This window comes from Streptomyces sp. A01, assembly GCF_059026195.1.
Genome location: NZ_JBWLKN010000007.1, coordinates 122801 through 142015 on the forward strand (window position 1 = coordinate 122801; position 19215 = coordinate 142015).

The window sequence follows — 19215 nt, forward strand, 5'->3', positions numbered from 1 at the left end:
GATACCCCGCAGGTGCCCCGCACCTCCCCCTGATGCGGCATCAGGGCCCGGACGAGCCCGTCCAGATCACGGGAAGTGGCCGGTCAGACTGCGGTGGTAGCGGATGTGCTCCTCACGTATCGGATGGTCCGGGTGGCGGCGCAGGGTCCCGATGGGGGAGCCGTCACGGGCGAGGCACACCGTGTCGTCTGCGGCTATATAGATGGCCAGCAGGTCGAATTGCCTGTGGTGGTTCGGGCACAGGCAGAGGAGGTTGGCCAGCTCGTCGGGACCGTCGTGGGGCCGTCCCAGTCCGCGAAGGTGCGCGGCTTCGCTGTAGTAGCCGACGCGGGCCTCCAGCCGCTGGTCGCATATTTGGCACCGGTGCTCGTGCAGCGCCTTGACCCGGGCCGCGGCGTTGGCGTCCCGGACCAGTCGCGAGGTCATCGCCGTCCTGCGGGTCGCTTGGCCCGGGGGCTGGGCATCGTCTTCTGCCGCGCGCCCCAGCTGCCCCGCCACCGCGTCTTCCAGCACGCTCTGTACGTCGGAGTCGTCCTCCAGAACTCCGCTCGCTGTCGCGTAGCCGGCGAGCCCTACGTGTTGAAGCAGACCGTCCTGGTCTGCGACGTCGTGGAGGTGGACGGCGCGGAGGACGCCGATGGCCTGCGCGCGGACCAACGGGTCTTGCAGGAGCCGCGCCGCGGCGAGTGTCAGCCCGGCATGTGCGTCAGCCTTCGCCAATGCGGTCGGACTGGGGTGGAAACCGGAGTCGAGCGGGACGCCATGGATCTCCCACAGCCCGCTGGTGCGTAGATGCCAGAACGGATAGTGCGGCGTGACCTGGGAATCGGGTCGGCCGAACGCGGTCAGCAACTGGCCGACTTCCCGCTCGAAGACATGCCAGGGGCTCAGCCGGGGCTCACCGCTCACGGCCCGGGCCATGGTCCACAGCAACGACAACGACTTGTGGCGGCTCGCCTGCCCGTGATGGCGATACGTATGCAGATCTTCGATCTTGGTCAGCAGTTCCGCGGGCCGCAGCGGGACGAGGGCCATAATTTCTGCTTCGTCCTCGGGGCCTTGGGCGTCTTCGTCCTTTTCTTCCTTGGGAACTTGGGCGCCGCGCCTCTCGACGGTGAAACCGAGCGCCTGAAGCCGACGCGCCACCGTGGCCGCTCCGCCACTGAAGTCCCCGGCTCGGAGGGCCACCCCCGTCGAGTGGTGGTGCGCGGCGCCCACGATCGCCTTCGAGTCGTACGGCCTGCCCTCGAACACCAGGTCGTAGGCCAGTGCCTGCTTGAATCCGTAATGCCGCAGAAAGACGTCTCTTCCCCGGTCGTCACATTCGCGGATCGCGGCGATCACGCCGTCCCGGGTGACCTCTGCCAGTCCCATAAGGCTGAGCGTAGCGATGCGGTGTGACGATACGACAAGTCCGGCCGACGGCCCCGCCCCCACGGATCAAGTGCGGGGCGCAGGGCTCACGTCGCGGCGGCCGTCTTGACCGCCGCCGTTACCGGTGTCGTGCCGCTGATCAGTTCCAAGGTCCGGCCCGCTGTGCCGGGCTCGTCCAGCAGGGCGGCCAGTACCGCCGCCACGTCCTGGCGGGGGATGTCGCCCCGGCCCGTGGATTCGGCCAGGGTCACCAGGCCCGTGCCGGGGTCGTCGGTGAGGCGGCCGGGGCGCAGGATGGTCCAGTCGAGGGCGGTGCGGGACCGTACGTTCGCGTCCGCTGCGCCCTTCGCCCTGAGGTACGCGGCGAACACCGGGTCCGTGCCCTCCGGGGGCTCGCGGTCGGCGCCCATCGAAGAGACGATCAGCATGCGGCGGACGCCGGCGGCCTCGGCGGCGTCGGCGAACAGGACCGCCGCCGCGTGGTCGACCGACTGCTTGCGTTCTGTGCCGCTGCCGGGGCCCGCGCCCGCCGCGAAGACGGCCGCGTCGGCGCTCTCCAGATGCTGGGCGACGGCTGCGGCAGACGCCGTTTCCAGGTCGCAGACGACCGGCTCGGCGCCTGCTGCCAGCAGGTCGCCCGCCTGCTCCGGCCTGCGGATGATGCCCGCGACCTCGTCTCCGCGCTCGGCGAGCAGTCGCTCCAGCCGCAGCGCGATCTGACCATGTCCACCAGCGATGACAATGCGCATTCCTCGACCGTACGCCGTGACGCCGTGCAACCTTGAGAGCCACTCACGCGTCTCTTATCTGTCTTCGATGAGTCCGCTGTATGGCAGATATGCGGCGATGTACGGTTATGTACGGCAGAACGTGTGCGGGATCGGTGTCTTACGTTCGGATGCCCGGTCCGGACGCGCCGCGTGGATGCCAGTGCGCCGGTACGCCGGTATGTCCGTATCACGCCGTGTCAGTACGCCTGCAGCGGGCGCGGGGTGGTGGAAATTGGTATGCCCCTCGCTGTCGGAGTGCTTTGGTGATCCACGTTGTGGTTCACGTTGTGATCAAGGAGAGCGCGGGGAGAGGTCCTCGCTCGCGCCGCCGCGCATGAGGAGCCTGAAATTACTGCCATACGTAAATCCCTGGTCGCCGTCGGCTGCACCGTCGCCCTCGCCGCTGGCTCCACCGCCTGCGGAACCGAGGAGGACCTTTCCGCCGGGCAGCGCCTTTCGCGTGCCGCCGACAAGCTTGGCGAGCAGGACTCGTTCTCCATCGAGATGAGCCTCGGCGCCTCCGCTGATCAACTGCTCGCCCTCGCGTCCGACGGCGATGACCCCATGCCGCCCGAGGCGGCGGAGTTCATGTCGAAGATGCGGGTGTCGTTCTCGGCGAAGTCCAAGAAGCCGCTGCTGGAATCCGATGACAAGGATTTGATCAGCAGTCAGCTCAAGATAGCCGGTCCGGACGGCGACGTCGTTGAGTACCGAAGCGTGGGCGATGCGGCCTACTTCCGGCTGGACATGGAGCAGCTGGCCAAAATCGGCGGCGAGACCATGCCTCCCGCGGAACAGCTGGCGGCGCAGATCCCGGACGGCTTCGAGTCCGCCAAGAAGATCATCGCAGGTGACTGGATCAAGGTCGACATGACCGAGCTGGAGAAGCTCCAGAAGGACATGCGGGAGAAGGGCGGCTCGGAGTCCGCGGCGCAGCCGACGCTCGGTGCCGAGAGCAGCAAGAAGCTTCTGGCGTCGTTCAAGAGCGCCTTCTCCAGCAACGTCACGACCAAGGACGCCGGGCGCCGCGACGGAGCGGACCATGTGCTGGCCACCGCGCCCATCCGGCCCCTGGTGACGGCCCTCGTCAAGGGCATGCGGCCGGTCGCTGACGAGCTGCCTGGCGGCAGCAAGGACCTGCCGACCGACAAGGAACTCAACGAACTGCCCAACAAGAAGGTCACCGTCGACTTCGCCCTGAAGAATGGTGCGCTCAGCGGGGCATCGGTGGATGTGGCGCAGTTCGACAAGGAGCTGAAGAAGAAGCTCAAGGGCTTCAAGGGCGGCCAGAAGATGCCGGTTGAGCTGGCGTTCGGCACGCCCGGCGACGTCGCCGCTCCGGCGGGTGCCACGAAGGTCGATCTCGAAGAGCTGATGATGGGCCTCGCGTCGCTGAAGCCCGGCGGCATGGGCATGGAGGACCAGGCCACCGACGACAGCGTGGGCTACTCGGCCCTCGGCTAACCGGTTCCGTTCATCAGCGGGGCGTGCTGACTCCCGTGGTCGGCTGTCGCCGGCGGCCACGGCTCGCGGTCAGTTGACGTGCGTCGGTGGCGCTCGGAGGAGGGGCGGGCGAGTGGGCATCACGCCCCCGCCCGCCCCTCCGTCCGTATCGCGGCGCCCGCCCCTCCGCTCGTACCCCGGGCCCGCCCCTGCGTCCGTCCCTGTGTCCGTCCCTGTGTCCGCGCATCGACCGCCCTTCCTGTCCGCGTCCCGCCCGTTTCGGTGGGCCGTCGTCAGGTTCGTGGCGGATGCTGCCGGTTGTCCTTCGCCGCGCGGGACTGGCGCGGCAGGTCGAGCGCTACGGCGGCGGCCGAGTCGCAGTACTCGCGTACCGCGCTCGTGCGGGCCACCACCCGCCCCCGGTGCACGACGACGCGGCTGTACGCGAGGGACAGGATGCCCCCGGTGGTGTCCCCGCGTACGGCCAGCAATTCCGCCGGGAACCCGGCCTCCACCCGCACCTCCGGCAGCCCCATCGCCGCTCGTGCCTGGCTGCTGATCGTCTCGTACGCCTCGTCGGCGGGCAGCCCCTCGCGCGAGGCGAGCAGGAAGGCCGCCTCCAGCGGGTCACCGCGGCCCACCGGGTTGGTCGTGTCGCGGAGTGCGCCGCTCCCGGCGGCGACCCGTACGCCCGCCGCGCGCAACAGCCGCACCGGCGCGCACTGCGAGACACGCGCTCGCCGTTCCTCCAGTGCGCCGCACTCTGCCTGCGGCAGGCAGATGACCGTGATTTCCGCAGCGGCCAGCTGATCGGCGGCCCGGGTGGCCAGCTGGCGGGGCAGCCGGGAGAGCCCCGCGCAGGGGCTGAGCGCGACGCCCGGCCGCAGCCCGCCCGCCATCGCGGCGAACCGCGCCAGAAACGCCGGATCATCACCGTCCAGATGCAGGTCGACCGCGCACCCGTGCTCGGCGGCGGTGCCGATCACGGCCTCCGCATAGCCCGTGGGATCGGGATCGAGATCCGGGCAGCCGCCGATCACGGACGCGCCCATCTTCACCGCGTCCCGGAGCATCGCGAGGCCGTCCGCGCCCGCCACACCGGTCAGTGTGCGCGGCACGGCGACGGCGGCCAGGTCGGTGAGCCCGCGTAGCGTCCGCCGGGCGTGCAGCACGGCCTCCAGCGCGCGCAGGCCGGCGACGTCACCGATGCGTACGTGGGTGCGTACGGACGTGGCGCCATGTCCGAGTTGCAGCAGGGCCGCCTCGGTCGTACGGCGCTGGATGTCGTCGGGGGCGTGCGGGACGGGGCCTTCCATCTCGGCGCTGAGGGCGGTGTCGTAGTGGCCGTGCGGTTCGGTCGGTGCGGGCAGCAGCAGATAGCCGCTGAGGTCCACGCGGGTTCCGGGGGCGAGGCTGCCTGCCGTGCCGACCGCTTCGACGCGCCCGCCGCTGAGCCGCACATCGACGGTGCGGCCGTCGGCGAGCCGGGCACCACTGAGCAGCAGCGCGGCCGTGTCGGGCGCCGAGCCGTCGTTCTTGGGGGGCTGCTGCGGCTGGCTGTCGGGCATCGCGCTCCTGGGAGTGGCGAGAACTGCGGGGGGATGGGGGGAGGAGGGGCGTGGCGTGTTCCGAGCGGCTGTCCGGAGTGGGGCCGGGCCGGGCGGTGCGGCGTGTCGGGGGCGGGAAGGCGGAGACGGGGGATGGGGAATGGGGGGAATGGGGCAAGGAGGGGATGCCGGGCCTTTGGGGGCCGTGGGGCCTCCGATGGCGGGGTGGCGCGGTGGTGGCTTCGCGGTGATGGGTCAGTTACGGGCGGTGCTGGTGGGAGGGGGCGGGAGGGGCTGCGTTCGGTCGGGAGGCGGGGCGTATGCGGGGCGCGGGGGAGCGCGCTCGGCCAAGATCACTCAATGAGCTTCGAGCCTAAGGCGCGGCCGGGGCGGCTTCGAGGAGGAGCCGAATAGTCGTACTGGTGTGGTGCCGGAGACGTCTGTGGCGGAGGGCCGATACGGATTTCACGATCGGCGGCCGAGCGTGTAATGTCTTCATCGCTCGCCCCAATAGCTCAGTCGGCAGAGCGTCTCCATGGTAAGGAGAAGGTCTACGGTTCGATTCCGTATTGGGGCTCTGGTGTGTGAGGATGCTCATCCGAGATAATCGGGTGAGCGCCCCCATGCATCACAGCGGTGTAGCTCAGTCGGTAGAGCAAGCGGCTCATAATCGCTGTGTCACCGGTTCAAGTCCGGTCACCGCTACTGACAGTAGCCGATTGTGGGGTCGGTCCTTCGATCGGCTACTCTTTTCTGCGTTCATCCATCCGTCCCGTGGGCTGATCCCCTGGGCCGGTCCCACGTTCAAGGAGCACTCACGTGGCTGCCACCGACGTCCGCCCGAAGATCACGCTGGCCTGCGTGGAGTGCAAGGAGCGGAACTACATCACCAAGAAGAACCGGCGTAACAACCCGGACCGTCTTGAGATGAAGAAGCACTGCCCTCGTTGCAAGTCGCACACCGCGCACCGCGAGACGCGATAATTTCAGGCTCGTTCACGAGGCCGCTCCCAGCCTGGGAGCGGCCTCGTGGCGTTCCACGCAAACTTCACGACAGCCGCAGGAGGTGTGAGCGATGCCGCTCGACGAGTCGTACGTCGGACGTGCCTATCCGCCGACCGAGCCCTATGAGGTGGGCCGGGAGAAGATTCGCGAATTCGCGGAGTCGATCGGTGACACCAACCCGGCGTATACCGACCCCGCGGCCGCCAGGGCGCTTGGCCATCCGGACGTGATCGCGCCGCCGACCTTTGTGTTCTCCATCTCGTACAAGGCGGCGGGGCAGGTGGTGCACGACCCGCAGCTCGGCCTCGACTACAGCCGTGTGGTGCATGGCGATCAGGGCTTCACCTATGTGCGCCCGGTACGCGCGGGCGATTGCCTATCGGTCACTTCCACCATTGAGTCGGTCAGATCCATGGCTGGTAACGACATCCTGGTGGTGCGTGGTGAGGTGCACGATAAGAGCGGCGAACTCGTGGTGACCGCGCGCACCATGCTCGTGGCCCGTGGCGCTGACGGGAAGTGAGACAGATGACAGCGAAGATTTCTTACGACGAGGTCGAGGTCGGCACGGAACTGCCTCCCCAGACCTTTCCGGTGACACGCGAAACCCTGGTGCGGTACGCGGGTGCCTCCGGTGACTTCAATCCGATCCACTGGAATGAGAAGTTCGCCACCGAGGTCGGCCTGCCGGATGTCATCGCGCACGGCATGTTCACGATGGCGGTGGCGGCTCGTGTGGTGACCGACTGGGCCGGAGATCCGGCGGCGGTCGCGGAGTACGGGGTGCGGTTCACCAAGCCCGTCGTCGTGCCGAACGACGACAAGGGCGCCTTGATCGAGGTCAGCGCGCGGATCGGCGCCAAGCTCGACGACGAGGCCCGTACGGTACGGGTCGATCTGATAGCGGTCAGCTCCAACCAGAAGGTGCTCGGCAGGTCTCGCGCCGTGGTCCGGCTCGCCTGAGCCGTAGCCGTAGCAGCAGCTGTAGCCGGCGGGAGCGGTGGCGGGTCACCGCATCGCAGCCGCGCGGGCGGCCCTGGCTGGGCGTCACGAGGGGCGGCGACGCGGTCGGCCGCCCCTCGCGCCGTCGCTCTCCGTATGCGCCGGGCTCGCGCGCCTGTCAGCCCCGCCGCCGGGTTTCCGGGTGGCGGTTCGTGCTTGACGGGTTGGTTATTGAGTACTAACTTACCGACATGGCCAACACCACACCCCGAATGAGCGCGGAGGAGCGGCGGACTGTCGCCGTCCGTGTCGCCATGTCGGAGTTCGCCAAGAGTGGTTACTTCGGCACCTCCACCGAGACCATCGCCCGGCGCGTCGGCGTCTCGCAGCCGTACCTCTTCCGGCTCTTCCCCAACAAGATGGCCCTCTTCCAGGCCGCCGCCGAGCTCTGCTTCGCGCGGACGACCGAGACGTTCGAACGGGCCGCCGAAGGGATGCGCGGCGAGGGGGCACTGGCGGCGATGGGTGCCGCGTACTCCGAACTCATCAATGACCGCGACGTGCTGAACATGCAGATGCAGCTCTACGTCGCGGCCGGAAGCGTGGGTGACGCCGCGCTCGCCGTGTATGTGCGGCGGAGCTGGGAGGGGCTGTGGGGCACGGTCCGCGCCCTCAGCGGCGCCACCCAGTCCGAGGCGGAGGACTTCTTCGCCAAGGGTCTGCTGATCAACGTGCTCGTCATGCTCGGCGTCCCCGGTGACAACCCGTGCTGGGCGGGATTCGGTGAGGACAGCAGGGCCGCGGCCACTCAGGCCGCGGCGGCCGTCGCCGGTTCGGGGGCCGGCTCGGCCTGCTCCCGCGGCGACCTGCCGGAGCCGTGACGGTCGGGGGAGGGGCCGACCGGTGGTCGCTGCCGCTACCGCCGGCGCCGCGGTTCGCCGGTGCGGCCCTCGCCCGCCGCCACCGCCCGGCGCGCCTCCCCACGCTTCCCGCCCCTGCCCCCGGCTCCGGGTTCGCTGTTCCGCGTGCGTTCTGTGGTTGTTCTGTGGTTGTCCCTGCTCTTCGCTTCGCGCCTTGCCCGTTACGGGGCGCGTGGCACGTACCGCTCACGTCGTCGCGCCGCCGCCTTCCGGTGGCTGCCGGCGGCTCGCTGTCTCCGCGTAACTTAGTGATCGATAACTAATCAAGGGAGTTCCGATGCGTGAGGACCGGCCGCCGACCATGGCCACCGCCGTCTGGACACTGGTCATCACCAGCCTCGCCGGGTTCATGGCGGCGCTGGACAACCTCATCGTCACCACCGCGATTCCCGACATCGGGAAGGAGCTCGGCGGTGGTCTCGAAGAGCTCGAATGGACCGTCAACGCGTACACACTCACCTTCGCGGTGCTGCTTCTGCTCGGCGCCGCGCTCGGTGACCGGTTCGGGCGGCGCCGGGTGTTCACCGCCGGTATCGCGCTCTTCACGGCGGCGTCCGCCGCCGCGGCCCTCGCCCCCGGCATCAACGAACTGATCGCCGCCCGTGCGGTCCAGGGCGTCGGCGCCGCGATGCTCATGCCCCTCAGCCTCACCCTGCTGACCGCGGCGGTTCCGGAGGAACGGCGCGGCGCGGCGTACGGCATCTGGGGCGCGGTCAACGGTCTCGCCATCGCCTCCGGGCCACTCATCGGCGGTGCGGTCGTCGAGCACATCTCGTGGCAGTGGATCTTCTGGCTGAATGTGCCGGTCGGCGTCGCGCTCCTGCCTCTCGCCCGGCTCCGGCTCACCGAGAGCCACGGTCCGAACAACCGGCTCGACATCGTCGGCACCGTGCTGGCCAGCCTCGGCCTGCTGGGTGTGACGTTCTCGCTGATCAGGGGGCACGGGGAGGGCTGGACCAGTGCGTCGGTCCTGGTCGGCTTCGCGGTCGGCGGCGCCCTGCTGGTCGCGTTTGTCCGGTGGGAGCTGCGTACGGACGCGCCGATGCTGCCGATGCGGCTGTTCCGCTCCCGCGCGTTCAGCACCGTCAACGCCGCGGGTTTGCTGATGTACCTGGGGATGTTCGGCTCGATCTTCCTGCTCACCCAGTTCCTGCAGCTCATTCAGGGCTACTCGCCGCTCGAAGCGGGGTTGCGCATGCTGCCGTGGACCGCGATGCCCATGATCATCGCGCCCCTCGCGGGAGCCCTCTCCGACCGCGTCGACGGCCGGGCCATCGTCTCGACCGGCCTGGCCCTGATGGCCGCCGGTATCGGCTGGCTGGCCGCCGTCGCCGAGCCGGACGTCTCCTACGGGGCGCAGATCGCGCCCTTCGTCCTCAGCGGAATGGGCATGGCGCTGTTCTTCGCCCCTGTCGCAGCCCTCGTCATGAACTCCGTACAACCCGCTGAGCAGGGCATCGCCTCCGGCGCGAGCAACGCGCTGCGCGAGATCGGCGGCACGCTCGGCGTCGCCGTGCTGGCCTCGGTCTTCAGCTCCCGAGGCGGGTACGGGTCGCCGCAGGAGTTCACCGACGGCCTGGTGCCCGCGCTGTGGGTCGGCGTGGCCGCGCTGGCCGCCGCCGCGGTCGCGGTCATGCTCGCGCCCCGGCGGCGGCGCGCCCCCGAGGCGCCACCCGCCGCCGAGCCCGCGAAGACGCCGGTAGGGGTCTGACGCCATGGTGAGGGGGACGGGGCGCCCGCCGCACGCGGCGGGCGCCCCGTCCGCACGGCCTGGCGGCGCCCTCGCGGCCTGGCGGTGCTCGGCGGGTTGTCCGGAGGAGAAACGGGTTACGTACTCTTGGGCCCGTGCAGGAACTCCACAACGCTCCCCTCGCCCCGCTGACCACCTTCCGGCTGGGCGGCCCCGCCACCCGGCTGATCACAGCCACGACCGATGACGAGGTGATCGCGGCCGTCCGCGAGGCCGACGCCACGGCCACCCCGCTGCTGATCATCGGTGGCGGCAGCAACCTGGTCATCGCCGACAAGGGCTTCGAGGGCACCGCCCTGCGCATCGCCACCTCGGGATTCGAGCTCCGCTCGGCGGGCCCTGAGGCCGGTGGCGGCACGTACCTGGAGCTCGCCGCGGGCGAGAACTGGTCCGCGGCCGTCGCCCGCACGGTCGAGGCCGAGCTGGCCGGGATCGAGTGCCTGGCGGGCATCCCGGGGTCGGCGGGCGCGACGCCGATCCAGAACGTGGGCGCGTACGGGCAGGAGGTCTCCACGACGATCACGGAGGTCGTCGCGTACGACCGGCACACCGGTGAGGTCGTGACGATCCCCAACGCGGACTGCGGCTTCTCCTACCGCCACAGTTGCTTCAAGCAGGACCCCAGCCGCCACGTGGTGCTGCGGGTGCGCTTCGCGCTGGAGGACGCGGGCGGGCTGTCAGCGCCGCTCAAGTACGCCGAGACCGCGCGCCTCCTCGGCGTGGAGCCCGGCGACCGGGTTCCCGTGGGCACTGCCCGGGAGTCGGTGCTCGCGCTGCGCGCGGGCAAGGGCATGGTGCTCGACCCGGCGGACCACGACACGTGGTCGGCGGGGTCGTTCTTCACCAACCCGATCCTGACCGAGGCCGAGCACGCCGCCTTCCTCGCCCGGGTAGCCGAGCGCCTGGGCCCGGACGTCGCCCCGCCGGCCTTCCCGGACGGGGCGGGACGGATCAAGACGTCCGCGGCCTGGCTGATCGACAAGGCCGGGTTCGCCAAGGGATACGGCCGGGGCCCGGCCCGCATCTCCACCAAGCACACGCTGGCCCTGACCAACCGGGGCGAGGCCACCACCGAGGACCTGCTCGCGCTGGCCCGCGAGGTGGTCGCCGGAGTCCACGCGGCGTTCGGTGTGACGCTGGTCAACGAACCGGTGACGGTGGGCGTCAGCCTCTGAGCCGCGCGCCACCCGGCCCGGCGCCAGGATCGCGCGCGGGTCGAGTCGGGCCCCGCCCAGCTCAGGCGTCGGCGGCCAGCCAGGCGTCGATCTCCGTGATCAGCTGATCCCTGATCGGCGCGGGAGCGGCTGAGCCCCGGACGGACTGGCGGGCCAGCTCCGCGAGTTCCGGGTCAGTGAAGGCGTGGTGCTCACGGGCCAGCTCGTACTGCGCGGCGAGCCGCGATCCGAAGAGCAGCGGGTCGTCCGCGCCGAGGGCCATGGGCACGCCGGACTCGAAGAGCTTGCGCAGCGGTACGTCCTCCGGCTTCTCGTACACGCCGAGGGCCACATTCGACGACGGGCACACCTCGCACGTCACCTGCCGGTCGGCGAGCCTGCGCAGCAGCCGGGGGTCCTCGGCGGCCCGTACGCCGTGCCCCACCCGGCGCGCGCCGAGGTCGTCCAGGCAGTCCCGCACGCTGCTCGGCCCGGCCAGCTCCCCGCCGTGCGGAGCCGCCAGCAGACCGCCCTCGCGGGCGATGGCGAACGCCCGGTCGAAGTCGCGGGCGAAACCGCGCCGCTCATCGTTGGAGAGGCCGAAGCCGACGACCCCGCGGTCCGCGTAACGCACCGCGAGCCGGGCGAGGGTGCGCGCGTCCAGCGGGTGCTTCATCCGGTTCGCCGCGACCAGCACCCGCATGCCGAGACCGGTCTCGCGCGCGGCGCTGTCGACGGCGTCGAGGATGATCTCCAGGGCCGGGATCAGCCCGCCGAGCCGTGGCGCGTACGAGGTGGGGTCGACCTGGATCTCCAGCCAGCGGGACCCGTCCCGCACGTCCTCCTCGGCGGCCTCGCGCACCAGACGCTGAATGTCCTCCGGCGTTCTCAGGCACGACCGCGCGATGTCGTACAGCCGCTGGAAGCGGAACCAGCCGCGCTCGTCGGTGGCCCGCAGCTGGGGCGGCGTGCCGCCGGTGAGGGCTTCGGGGAGGTGGACGCCGTACTTGTCGGCGAGTTCCAGCAGCGTGCCGGGCCGCATCGAACCGGTGAAGTGCAGATGCAGATGGGCCTTCGGCAGCAGCCGCAGATTCCGTCCGGTGGCCGCTCCGGGGGTGGCCGGGGCTGAAGAGTGCAACATCCCCAGATCTTGCCGTACGGCCCGACGCGCCGAAAGCGGCTTTCCCCGATCGGTGAAGCGGCTGGACACGTGACCGGGCGGCGGGCGCGCGAGCAGGCGCCGGGGCACACGGACGGCGCCCGGCACCCGCTGACTGGTGCCCGGCGTGCGCCGGGCCCGACTCGGGATACGCGAACGGGCGTCCGGCACACGCCGGACGCCCGTTCGCGTCGAGTCAGTCGAGTCAGTCGCGTAAGAAGAGTCAGCCGGGCAAGTGCGTCAGGCGATGTGAAGCGGTGCGCGGAAGGCCGGTCTCCCGGTCTGCTCCGGCGCCGGAATCCCGGCTACCGGAGGTGGGCCGCCGGGGGAGGGGCGGCCGCCAGCGCACGTGTCCGCGCGCTCGCCCCAGCGGTCGTCAGTGCGCCTCCGCCAGGAGCTTCTGCATCCGCGAGACGCCCTCGACCAGGTCCTCGTCGCCCAGCGCGTACGACATGCGCACGTAGCCCGGCGTCCCGAACGCCTCACCCGGTACGACCGCGACCTCGGCCTCTTCCAGGATCAGCTCGGCCAGCTCCACCGACGACTGCGGGCGCTTGCCCCGGATCTCCTTGCCGAGCAGCGCCTTCACCGACGGGTACACGTAGAACGCGCCCTCGGGCTCGGGGCACTCGACGCCGTCGATCTCGTTGAGCATCCGCACGATCGTCTGACGGCGGCGGTCGAACGCCGCACGCATGTCGGCGACGGCTTCCAGGTCACCGGAGACCGCGGCCAGCGCCGCGGCCTGCGCCACGTTGGAGACGTTGGACGTGGCGTGCGACTGGAGGTTCGTCGCTGCCTTGATCACGTCCTGCGGGCCGATGACCCAGCCCACGCGCCAGCCGGTCATCGCGTACGTCTTCGCCACGCCGTTGACGACGACGCACTTGTCGCGCAGCTCGGGGACCACGACCGGCAGCGAGGAGAACTCGGCGTCGCCGTAGACCAGGTGCTCGTAGATCTCGTCCGTCATGACCCACAGGCCGTGCTCGGCGGCCCAGCGGCCGATCGCCTCGACCTGCTCGCGCGGGTAGACCGCGCCGGTCGGGTTCGACGGGGACACGAAGAGCACGACCTTGGTGCGCTCGGTCCGCGCGGCCTCCAGCTGCTCCACCGAGACCAGGTAGCCCGTCGTCTCGTCGGCGACGACGTCCACCGGCACGCCGCCCGCGAGCCGGATCGACTCCGGGTAGGTGGTCCAGTACGGAGCGGGGACGATGACCTCGTCGCCCGGGTCGAGGATCGCGGCGAACGCCTGGTAGATCGCCTGCTTGCCGCCGTTGGTGACCAGTACCTGGGACGCCTGGACCTCGTAACCGGAGTCGCGCAGCGTCTTCGCGGCGATGGCGGCCTTGAGCTCGGGCAGCCCGCCTGCTGGCGTGTAGCGGTGGTACTTCGGGTTACGGCAGGCTTCCACCGCCGCCTCGACGATGTAGTCGGGCGTCGGGAAATCCGGCTCACCCGCGCCGAAGCCGATCACCGGACGCCCGGCGGCCTTGAGGGCCTTGGCCTTGGCGTCGACGGCGAGCGTCGCGGACTCGGAGATCGACCCGACGCGGGCTGATACCCGGCGGTCGGTGGGTGCGGTCGCAGAAGGAGTAGCAGCGGTCATGCCTGCATCGTCGCAGACGGGGGAGAAGGGTGGCACAGTGGTTTCACGGTCCGCCGCGATCCTCATCGTTCGACGGCTGGCCCTTCAGCACGTACACTCAGGCGTCGTTGGCTCTCAGCGGCTGCTCCAGCCCGCGCACTCCGCGCGGCCGTTTGGATGCGGTAGGTTGAGGATCACAAAGGGTCGTAGCTCAATTGGTAGAGCACTGGTCTCCAAAACCAGCGGTTGGGGGTTCAAGTCCCTCCGGCCCTGCTCCACACATCGACAGCTTTATGGAGATGTGTGCATGTGCAGGTATTGCAACGCACCGCCGTGCGGCCGGGCCGGATGCGGCACGGCCACGACCCGGATTCAGGTGAGGACGAGTGACGGAAGCCATTGGCTCCACCGCGACGCCTGAAAGCGGTCGTCCCGAAGACGATGAGACGGCCCAGCGGGGCCGTCGTGGTGGCAAGCGCGGGAAGAAGGGGCCCTTCGGCCGCCTCGCGCTGTTCTACCGCCAGATCGTGGCGGAGCTGCGGAAGGTCGTCTGGCCTTCGCGTAACCAGCTCTCGACGTACACGACTGTCGTGATCGTCTTCGTGGTCATCATGATCGGTCTTGTTACCGTGATTGACTATGGGCTTAACGAAGCCGTCAAGTACGTCTTCGGCTGATCCCGCGTAGGGCCCCGCGCTCACGTGTGGTCGGCCCTTCGCACGTTCCACCTCCATTAAGCCAGGAAGAAGCAGCCACCGTGTCTGACCCGAACCTGAACGACGCCATCGAGCCCGGCGAGGGCGAAGAGGCTGCGGCGACGGCCGACCCGGCCGGAGTTGCGCCGGAGGCGGTCGACGAGGGCGCTGTGCTCGACATCGTCGAGGCGGCTGACGAGGCTGACCAGGCAGAGGCCGCTGACACCGAGGCGGGCGAGCCCGCCGAGGAAGCAGCCGTGCAGGCCGAGGACGAGGCGGACGCCGAGGCGGAGACCGGCGACGCCGCTGAGGCGGCTGACGCCGAGGCCGCTGCCGACGAGGACGCCGAAGAAGCGGGAGAGGCCGAGGCCGGCGAGGGTGACGACGCCGAGGCGGCCGAGGTCGCGGCTCCGGTGGACCCGGTCGAGGCGCTGCGCGAGGAACTGCGCAGGCTTCCCGGTGAGTGGTACGTCATCCACACCTACGCGGGTTACGAGAACCGCGTGAAGACCAACCTTGAGCAGCGCGCCGTGTCGCTGAACGTCGAGGACTACATCTTCGCTGCCGAGGTGCCGCAGGAAGAGGTCGTCCAGATCAAGAACGGCGACCGCCGCACCGTCCGCCAGAACAAGCTCCCCGGCTACGTGCTGGTGCGCATGGACCTGACGAACGAGTCCTGGGGCGTCGTCCGTAACACCCCGGGCGTCACCGGCTTCGTGGGCAACGCCTACGACCCGTACCCGCTGACCCTGGACGAGATCGTCAAGATGCTCGCCCCCGAGGCCGAGGAGGCCGCCGCCAAGGCAGCGGCCGCCGAGTCCGGCCTCCCGGCGCCGAGCCGCAAGGTCGAGGTCCAGGTGCTGGACTTCGAGGTCGGCGACTCGGTCACGGTCACCGACGGCCCGTTCGCGACGCTCCAGGCGACGATCAACGAGATCAACGCCGACTCGAAGAAGGTCAAGGGCCTCGTCGAGATCTTCGGCCGCGAGACCCCGGTCGAGCTGAGCTTCGACCAGATCCAGAAGAACTAGCTCTCTGGACCACGCGCTACCGATCAGGTCAGAGCGGCCCTCGCGGCCACTCTGACCTGCTCGGTTTTTGGCCGCACAGCTATACCCGTTATCGTTGTGCGGTATGCCTGCATCCGGATGACCGGATGCTAGGCGAAAACCTCTCACTAAGACCCGGAGAGAGCATGCCTCCCAAGAAGAAGAAGGTCACGGGGCTGATCAAGCTCCAGATCCAGGCTGGTGCCGCTAACCCGGCTCCGCCCGTCGGTCCCGCGCTGGGCCAGCACGGCGTCAACATCATGGAGTTCTGCAAGGCCTACAACGCCGCGACCGAGTCGCAGCGTGGCATGGTCGTGCCGGTGGAGATCACGGTCTACGAAGACCGTTCCTTCACCTTCATCACGAAGACTCCGCCGGCCGCCAAGCTGATCCTCAAGGCCGCTGGTGTGGACAAGGGCTCTGGCGAGCCGCACAAGACCAAGGTCGCCAAGATCACCCGTGACCAGGTCCGTGACATCGCCACGACCAAGATGCCCGACCTGAACGCGAATGACCTGGACGCCGCCGAGAAGATCATCGCCGGCACCGCCCGTTCCATGGGTGTCACGGTCGAGGGCTGAAACCCCCCACGTCCTGGGGCGTCAGCCCCCTCAGTGGCAGGGCCAAGCGCTGGCCCGGACCACGACTCCATCCCTGACTCGCGGCGGCAGCCGTGAGTGCGACTACCAGGAGCAGCAGTGAAGCGCAGCAAGTCTCTCCGCAGCGCGGACGCGAAGATCGACCAGGAGCGCGTGTACGCGCCCCTGGAGGCCATCCGTCTCGCCAAGGACACCACCACCACGAAGTTCGACGCGACTGTCGAGGTCGCCATGCGTCTGGGCGTTGACCCGCGCAAGGCCGACCAGATGGTCCGCGGCACCGTGAACCTGCCGCACGGCACCGGCAAGACCGCCCGGGTCCTGGTCTTCGCGACCGGTGACCGTGCTGCGGCCGCGGAAGCCGCGGGCGCCGACATCGTCGGCTCCGACGAGCTCATCGACGAGGTCTCCAAGGGCCGTCTCGACTTCGACGCCGTCGTCGCCACCCCGGACCTCATGGGCAAGGTCGGCCGCCTCGGCCGCGTGCTCGGTCCGCGTGGTCTGATGCCGAACCCGAAGACGGGCACCGTGACCCCGGACGTCGCCAAGGCTGTCACCGAGATCAAGGGTGGCAAGATCGAGTTCCGCGTCGACAAGCACTCGAACCTGCACTTCATCATCGGCAAGGTGTCGTTCGGTGAGGAGCAGCTCGTCGAGAACTACGCGGCCGCGCTGGAGGAGATCCTCCGTCTGAAGCCGTCCGCCGCCAAGGGCCGCTACATCAAGAAGGCCACGGTGACGAGCACCATGGGTCCCAGCATCCCGCTGGACTCCAACCGCACCCGCAACTTCCTCGTTGAGGACGACGCCGTCTGATGTAAGGCGTCGCAGCGTGTACACGGACCCCGCATCTCTTTTGAGGTGCGGGGTTCGCGCGTCCCGGCGTGTCCCGCTCGGCTACTCTCCTGTGAAGTGGTAAAGCGAAGATAAAGAGGGGGACTCGTGCGTAGTGGTCGTAGTGGAGCCCGGATCGGCGTCCGTGCAGTGGCGGCGGCCGGCAGCCTCGTGCTCATGGCCGGACTGGCCGCGTGCGGCAGTGACTCCGGGGACGGCAAGGGCGGGGACAAGGTCGGCGGCGACAAGCCGGCTCCCAAGGCGGACGCCCTCGCGGCGCTCCAGACAGCCTCCAAGCGCACGGACCAGCAGCACTCGGCCAAGGTCGATGGCGACACGCAGAACGCGGGCACGCGGTCCACGCTGAACGGCGCCATGGACTGGTCGGACGGCATGCGGGCCGAGCTGACCATCACCCAGCACGGTGGCGCGGCTCAGGGGACACCGCTGGACGGCAAGGCGATGAAGGCCCGGTACACGCCGGACGCGATGTTCATGAACCTGGGCGACGAGTTCGCCCGGGCGCCCGAGTCCGGTGGCAAGCACTGGATGAAGTACGACTACGACGTGCTCGCCGAGAAGGCGGGGCCGTCGGGCAAGTTCTTCAAGGACCAGATGCAGAACACCGACCCGGCGCGCGCCGTGCAGGTGCTCATCGCCACCGGCAAGGTGCGCGAGGTCGGCACGGAGAACGTGCGCGGGGCGCGGACCACGCACTACACGGGCACCGTGAACGTCTCGGAGCTCGCCGAGATGCAGTCCAAGGACCTGACCAAGCAGGACCTCTCCGACCTCCAGCAGCAGCTTCAGCAGGCCGGCATGGAGACCGAGACCATCGATCTGTGGATCGACGGCGAGGACCTGCTGGTCAAGAAGCGCGAGCAGGCCGACACCAGCAAGGGCTCCATGGACTCGACGGTGTTCTACACGGACTACGGCACCGAGGTCTCCGTCGAAGAGCCGCCGGTCTCGGACACCATGAACTTCGAGGACGCGATGGCCCAGCAGGGCCGGTAACGGCGGCCAGTACGGCGATTTGCCTTGCCGTGTTCCGTTCACGTACTCTTCCACAGAAGCCAAAGACCGCTGGTCGTTGCTGTGTCTCGTCAGAGACTCGGTGGCCGAAGGACCCGCTAGATGCGGGCGACCTGCGCAGGTGACTGTGGTTGAACTCCCGAGTGGACGATGTCCTCTCGGTCGAGTCACGCCCCGTGCGCCTGCGCCGGGGCGTTTTCGTTTTGCCCAGGTCCCTTCACGTCTACGCGGTCCGAATCACCCGGAAGGAGGCCGAGGCTCATGGCGAGGCCCGATAAGGCTGGAGCGGTTGCTGAGCTGACGGACAAGTTCCGCAGCTCGAACGCCGCCGTGCTGACTGAGTACCGCGGTCTCACCGTGGCGCAGCTCAAGGAGCTGCGTCGTTCGCTCGGTGAGAACGCCCAGTACGCCGTGGTGAAGAACACGCTGACCAAGATCGCGGCCAACGAGGCCGGGATCAGCACGCTGGACGACCTGTTCACGGGTCCGACGGCGGTCGCCTTCGTCACCGGAGACCCGGTGGAGTCGGCGAAGGGTCTTCGTGACTTCTCCAAGGAGAACCCGAACCTCGTCATCAAGGGCGGTGTCCTTGATGGCAAGGCGCTGTCCGCCGACGAGTTCAAGAAGCTTGCGGACCTGGAGTCCCGCGAGGTGCTGCTCGCCAAGCTGGCAGGCGGAATGAAGGCGTCCATGGCCAAGGCCGCGGCGACCTTCCAGGCCCCCCTCACGAAGTTCGTCCGCACTGCGGACGCCCTTCGCGACAAGGTCGAGCAGGGCGGTGCCGGTACGCCGGCTCCCGCCGAGGCCGAGGCCGCCGAGTAGTCGAGCCCCGCGCTCGTACCACTCGCGTCCGTCACGGTCGCAGCGGGCAAGGCATACGCCCGCCGAAATGTACATCCGGCACCTGCCGAATTAGTGGAAGGACGCCATCATGGCGAAGCTCACCCAGGACGAGCTGCTTGAGCAGTTCAGCGGCATGACCCTCATCGAGCTCTCCGAGTTCGTGAAGGCCTTCGAGGACAAGTTCGACGTCGAGGCTGCCGCCCCGGTCGCCGCTGTCGCCGCCGGCGGTGGCGCTGCCGTCGCCGAGGCCGTCGAGGAGCAGGACGAGTTCGACGTCATCCTCACCGGCGCCGGCGAGAAGAAGATCCAGGTCATCAAGGTCGTGCGTGAGCTGACCTCGCTGGGCCTGAAGGAGGCCAAGGACCTCGTCGACGGCACCCCGAAGCCGGTCCTTGAGAAGGTCAAGAAGGAGGACGCGGAGAAGGCTGCCGAGTCCCTCAAGGCCGCTGGCGCCTCGGTCGAGGTCAAGTAAGTAACCGCTCACGCGCCTCACGGCGCGTGGCGT

At 69.3% G+C, this 19215-nt stretch carries 19 protein-coding genes and 3 tRNA genes; 17 read left to right on the forward strand and 5 right to left on the reverse strand.

The window, feature by feature from the left end; translation table 11 throughout:
* Positions 1–66: 66 nt before the first annotated feature.
* Positions 67–1374 carry an HNH endonuclease gene (locus tag AC5P1B_RS11595; RefSeq protein WP_493886744.1) on the reverse strand — a complete coding sequence of 436 codons (1308 nt, stop codon included), beginning with the start codon at positions 1372–1374 and terminating at the stop codon, positions 67–69.
* A gap of 86 nt (positions 1375–1460) precedes the next feature.
* Positions 1461–2123, reverse strand: coding sequence for an NAD(P)H-binding protein (locus AC5P1B_RS11600; RefSeq protein ID WP_493886746.1), 663 nt, complete (start codon positions 2121–2123; stop codon positions 1461–1463).
* Positions 2124–2648: 525 nt separating this feature from the next.
* Between AC5P1B_RS11600 and AC5P1B_RS11605 the strand changes: the two genes are divergently transcribed.
* Positions 2649–3608 carry a hypothetical protein gene (locus AC5P1B_RS11605; protein ID WP_493886748.1) on the forward strand — a complete coding sequence of 320 codons (960 nt, stop codon included), beginning with the start codon at positions 2649–2651 and terminating at the stop codon, positions 3606–3608.
* A gap of 272 nt (positions 3609–3880) precedes the next feature.
* On the opposite strand, the gene AC5P1B_RS11610 is transcribed toward AC5P1B_RS11605, so the two are convergent.
* Positions 3881–5155 carry an amidohydrolase family protein gene (locus AC5P1B_RS11610; protein ID WP_493886750.1) on the reverse strand — a complete coding sequence of 425 codons (1275 nt, stop codon included), beginning with the start codon at positions 5153–5155 and terminating at the stop codon, positions 3881–3883.
* 483 nt (positions 5156–5638) lie between these two features.
* On the opposite strand from AC5P1B_RS11610, the gene AC5P1B_RS11615 reads away from it, so the two are divergent.
* From AC5P1B_RS11615 to AC5P1B_RS11650, 8 genes are all read left to right on the forward strand, one after another.
* A tRNA-Thr gene (locus tag AC5P1B_RS11615) sits at positions 5639–5711 on the forward strand.
* Between the two features lie 55 nt (positions 5712–5766).
* A tRNA-Met gene (locus tag AC5P1B_RS11620) sits at positions 5767–5839 on the forward strand.
* Between the two features lie 114 nt (positions 5840–5953).
* The gene (gene rpmG, locus AC5P1B_RS11625; RefSeq protein WP_158989327.1) at positions 5954–6118 is read left to right on the forward strand and encodes a 50S ribosomal protein L33; all 165 of its coding nucleotides are present in this window, start codon (positions 5954–5956) and stop codon (positions 6116–6118) included.
* Positions 6119–6209: 91 nt separating this feature from the next.
* Complete coding sequence (locus tag AC5P1B_RS11630; protein ID WP_493886753.1) at positions 6210–6662, forward strand: FAS1-like dehydratase domain-containing protein; 453 nt, start codon at positions 6210–6212, stop codon at positions 6660–6662.
* A gap of 5 nt (positions 6663–6667) precedes the next feature.
* On the forward strand, positions 6668–7102 hold the full coding sequence (locus AC5P1B_RS11635) for a MaoC family dehydratase (RefSeq protein WP_493886755.1): 435 nt from the start codon (positions 6668–6670) through the stop codon (positions 7100–7102).
* 230 nt (positions 7103–7332) lie between these two features.
* A complete protein-coding gene (locus AC5P1B_RS11640; protein WP_493886757.1) occupies positions 7333–7962 on the forward strand; it encodes a TetR/AcrR family transcriptional regulator in 630 nt (209 codons plus the stop codon).
* A 316-nt stretch (positions 7963–8278) separates the two neighbouring features.
* Positions 8279–9712: a DHA2 family efflux MFS transporter permease subunit gene (locus AC5P1B_RS11645; RefSeq protein ID WP_493886759.1), complete on the forward strand. Its 1434-nt coding sequence runs from the start codon at positions 8279–8281 to the stop codon at positions 9710–9712.
* 134 nt (positions 9713–9846) lie between these two features.
* Entirely contained in the window at positions 9847–10926 is a 1080-nt protein-coding gene (locus AC5P1B_RS11650) for a UDP-N-acetylmuramate dehydrogenase (RefSeq protein WP_493886761.1), read from the forward strand.
* 61 nt (positions 10927–10987) lie between these two features.
* On the opposite strand, the gene AC5P1B_RS11655 is transcribed toward AC5P1B_RS11650, so the two are convergent.
* Both AC5P1B_RS11655 and AC5P1B_RS11660 read right to left on the reverse strand, forming a co-directional pair.
* A complete protein-coding gene (locus AC5P1B_RS11655) occupies positions 10988–12046 on the reverse strand; it encodes an adenosine deaminase (protein ID WP_493886763.1) in 1059 nt (352 codons plus the stop codon).
* Between the two features lie 394 nt (positions 12047–12440).
* Complete coding sequence (locus AC5P1B_RS11660) at positions 12441–13676, reverse strand: pyridoxal phosphate-dependent aminotransferase (RefSeq protein WP_493886765.1); 1236 nt, start codon at positions 13674–13676, stop codon at positions 12441–12443.
* 179 nt (positions 13677–13855) lie between these two features.
* Here AC5P1B_RS11660 and AC5P1B_RS11665 point away from each other — a divergent pair.
* The 8 genes from AC5P1B_RS11665 to rplL all read left to right on the forward strand — a co-directional run bounded on the left by AC5P1B_RS11665 (position 13856) and on the right by rplL (position 19182).
* Positions 13856–13928 (forward strand) — tRNA-Trp (locus AC5P1B_RS11665).
* A gap of 113 nt (positions 13929–14041) precedes the next feature.
* On the forward strand, positions 14042–14332 hold the full coding sequence (gene secE, locus AC5P1B_RS11670) for a preprotein translocase subunit SecE (protein ID WP_493886767.1): 291 nt from the start codon (positions 14042–14044) through the stop codon (positions 14330–14332).
* Between the two features lie 80 nt (positions 14333–14412).
* Positions 14413–15381, forward strand: a complete 969-nt coding sequence (gene nusG / locus AC5P1B_RS11675; RefSeq protein WP_493886769.1) for a transcription termination/antitermination protein NusG — start codon at positions 14413–14415, stop codon at positions 15379–15381.
* 164 nt (positions 15382–15545) lie between these two features.
* Complete coding sequence (rplK, locus tag AC5P1B_RS11680; protein WP_277320571.1) at positions 15546–15980, forward strand: 50S ribosomal protein L11; 435 nt, start codon at positions 15546–15548, stop codon at positions 15978–15980.
* 117 nt (positions 15981–16097) lie between these two features.
* Complete coding sequence (gene rplA / locus AC5P1B_RS11685) at positions 16098–16814, forward strand: 50S ribosomal protein L1 (RefSeq protein ID WP_493886771.1); 717 nt, start codon at positions 16098–16100, stop codon at positions 16812–16814.
* A gap of 126 nt (positions 16815–16940) precedes the next feature.
* A complete protein-coding gene (locus tag AC5P1B_RS11690; RefSeq protein WP_493886773.1) occupies positions 16941–17849 on the forward strand; it encodes an SCO4651 family lipoprotein in 909 nt (302 codons plus the stop codon).
* A gap of 279 nt (positions 17850–18128) precedes the next feature.
* A complete protein-coding gene (gene rplJ, locus AC5P1B_RS11695; protein WP_493886775.1) occupies positions 18129–18689 on the forward strand; it encodes a 50S ribosomal protein L10 in 561 nt (186 codons plus the stop codon).
* A gap of 109 nt (positions 18690–18798) precedes the next feature.
* Positions 18799–19182, forward strand: coding sequence for a 50S ribosomal protein L7/L12 (gene rplL / locus AC5P1B_RS11700; RefSeq protein WP_493886777.1), 384 nt, complete (start codon positions 18799–18801; stop codon positions 19180–19182).
* The last annotated feature ends 33 nt before the right edge of the window (positions 19183–19215 follow it).

Bases quoted from the DNA above. Each gene is read 5' to 3' on its own strand.
- AC5P1B_RS11610 (WP_493886750.1), bottom strand. From the start codon at position 5,155: ATGCCCGACAGCCAGCCGCAGCAGCCCCCCAAGAACGACGGCTCGGCG.
- rplL (WP_493886777.1), top strand. From the start codon at position 18,799: ATGGCGAAGCTCACCCAGGACGAGCTGCTTGAGCAGTTCAGCGGCATG.
- AC5P1B_RS11640 (WP_493886757.1), top strand. From the start codon at position 7,333: ATGGCCAACACCACACCCCGAATGAGCGCGGAGGAGCGGCGGACTGTC.
- AC5P1B_RS11655 (WP_493886763.1), bottom strand. From the start codon at position 12,046: ATGTTGCACTCTTCAGCCCCGGCCACCCCCGGAGCGGCCACCGGACGG.
- AC5P1B_RS11645 (WP_493886759.1), top strand. From the start codon at position 8,279: ATGCGTGAGGACCGGCCGCCGACCATGGCCACCGCCGTCTGGACACTG.
- AC5P1B_RS11600 (WP_493886746.1), bottom strand. From the start codon at position 2,123: ATGCGCATTGTCATCGCTGGTGGACATGGTCAGATCGCGCTGCGGCTG.
- AC5P1B_RS11635 (WP_493886755.1), top strand. From the start codon at position 6,668: ATGACAGCGAAGATTTCTTACGACGAGGTCGAGGTCGGCACGGAACTG.
- AC5P1B_RS11605 (WP_493886748.1), top strand. From the start codon at position 2,649: ATGAGCCTCGGCGCCTCCGCTGATCAACTGCTCGCCCTCGCGTCCGAC.
- AC5P1B_RS11660 (WP_493886765.1), bottom strand. From the start codon at position 13,676: ATGACCGCTGCTACTCCTTCTGCGACCGCACCCACCGACCGCCGGGTA.
- rplJ (WP_493886775.1), top strand. From the start codon at position 18,129: ATGGCGAGGCCCGATAAGGCTGGAGCGGTTGCTGAGCTGACGGACAAG.
- AC5P1B_RS11630 (WP_493886753.1), top strand. From the start codon at position 6,210: ATGCCGCTCGACGAGTCGTACGTCGGACGTGCCTATCCGCCGACCGAG.
- AC5P1B_RS11595 (WP_493886744.1), bottom strand. From the start codon at position 1,374: ATGGGACTGGCAGAGGTCACCCGGGACGGCGTGATCGCCGCGATCCGC.
- rplK (WP_277320571.1), top strand. From the start codon at position 15,546: ATGCCTCCCAAGAAGAAGAAGGTCACGGGGCTGATCAAGCTCCAGATC.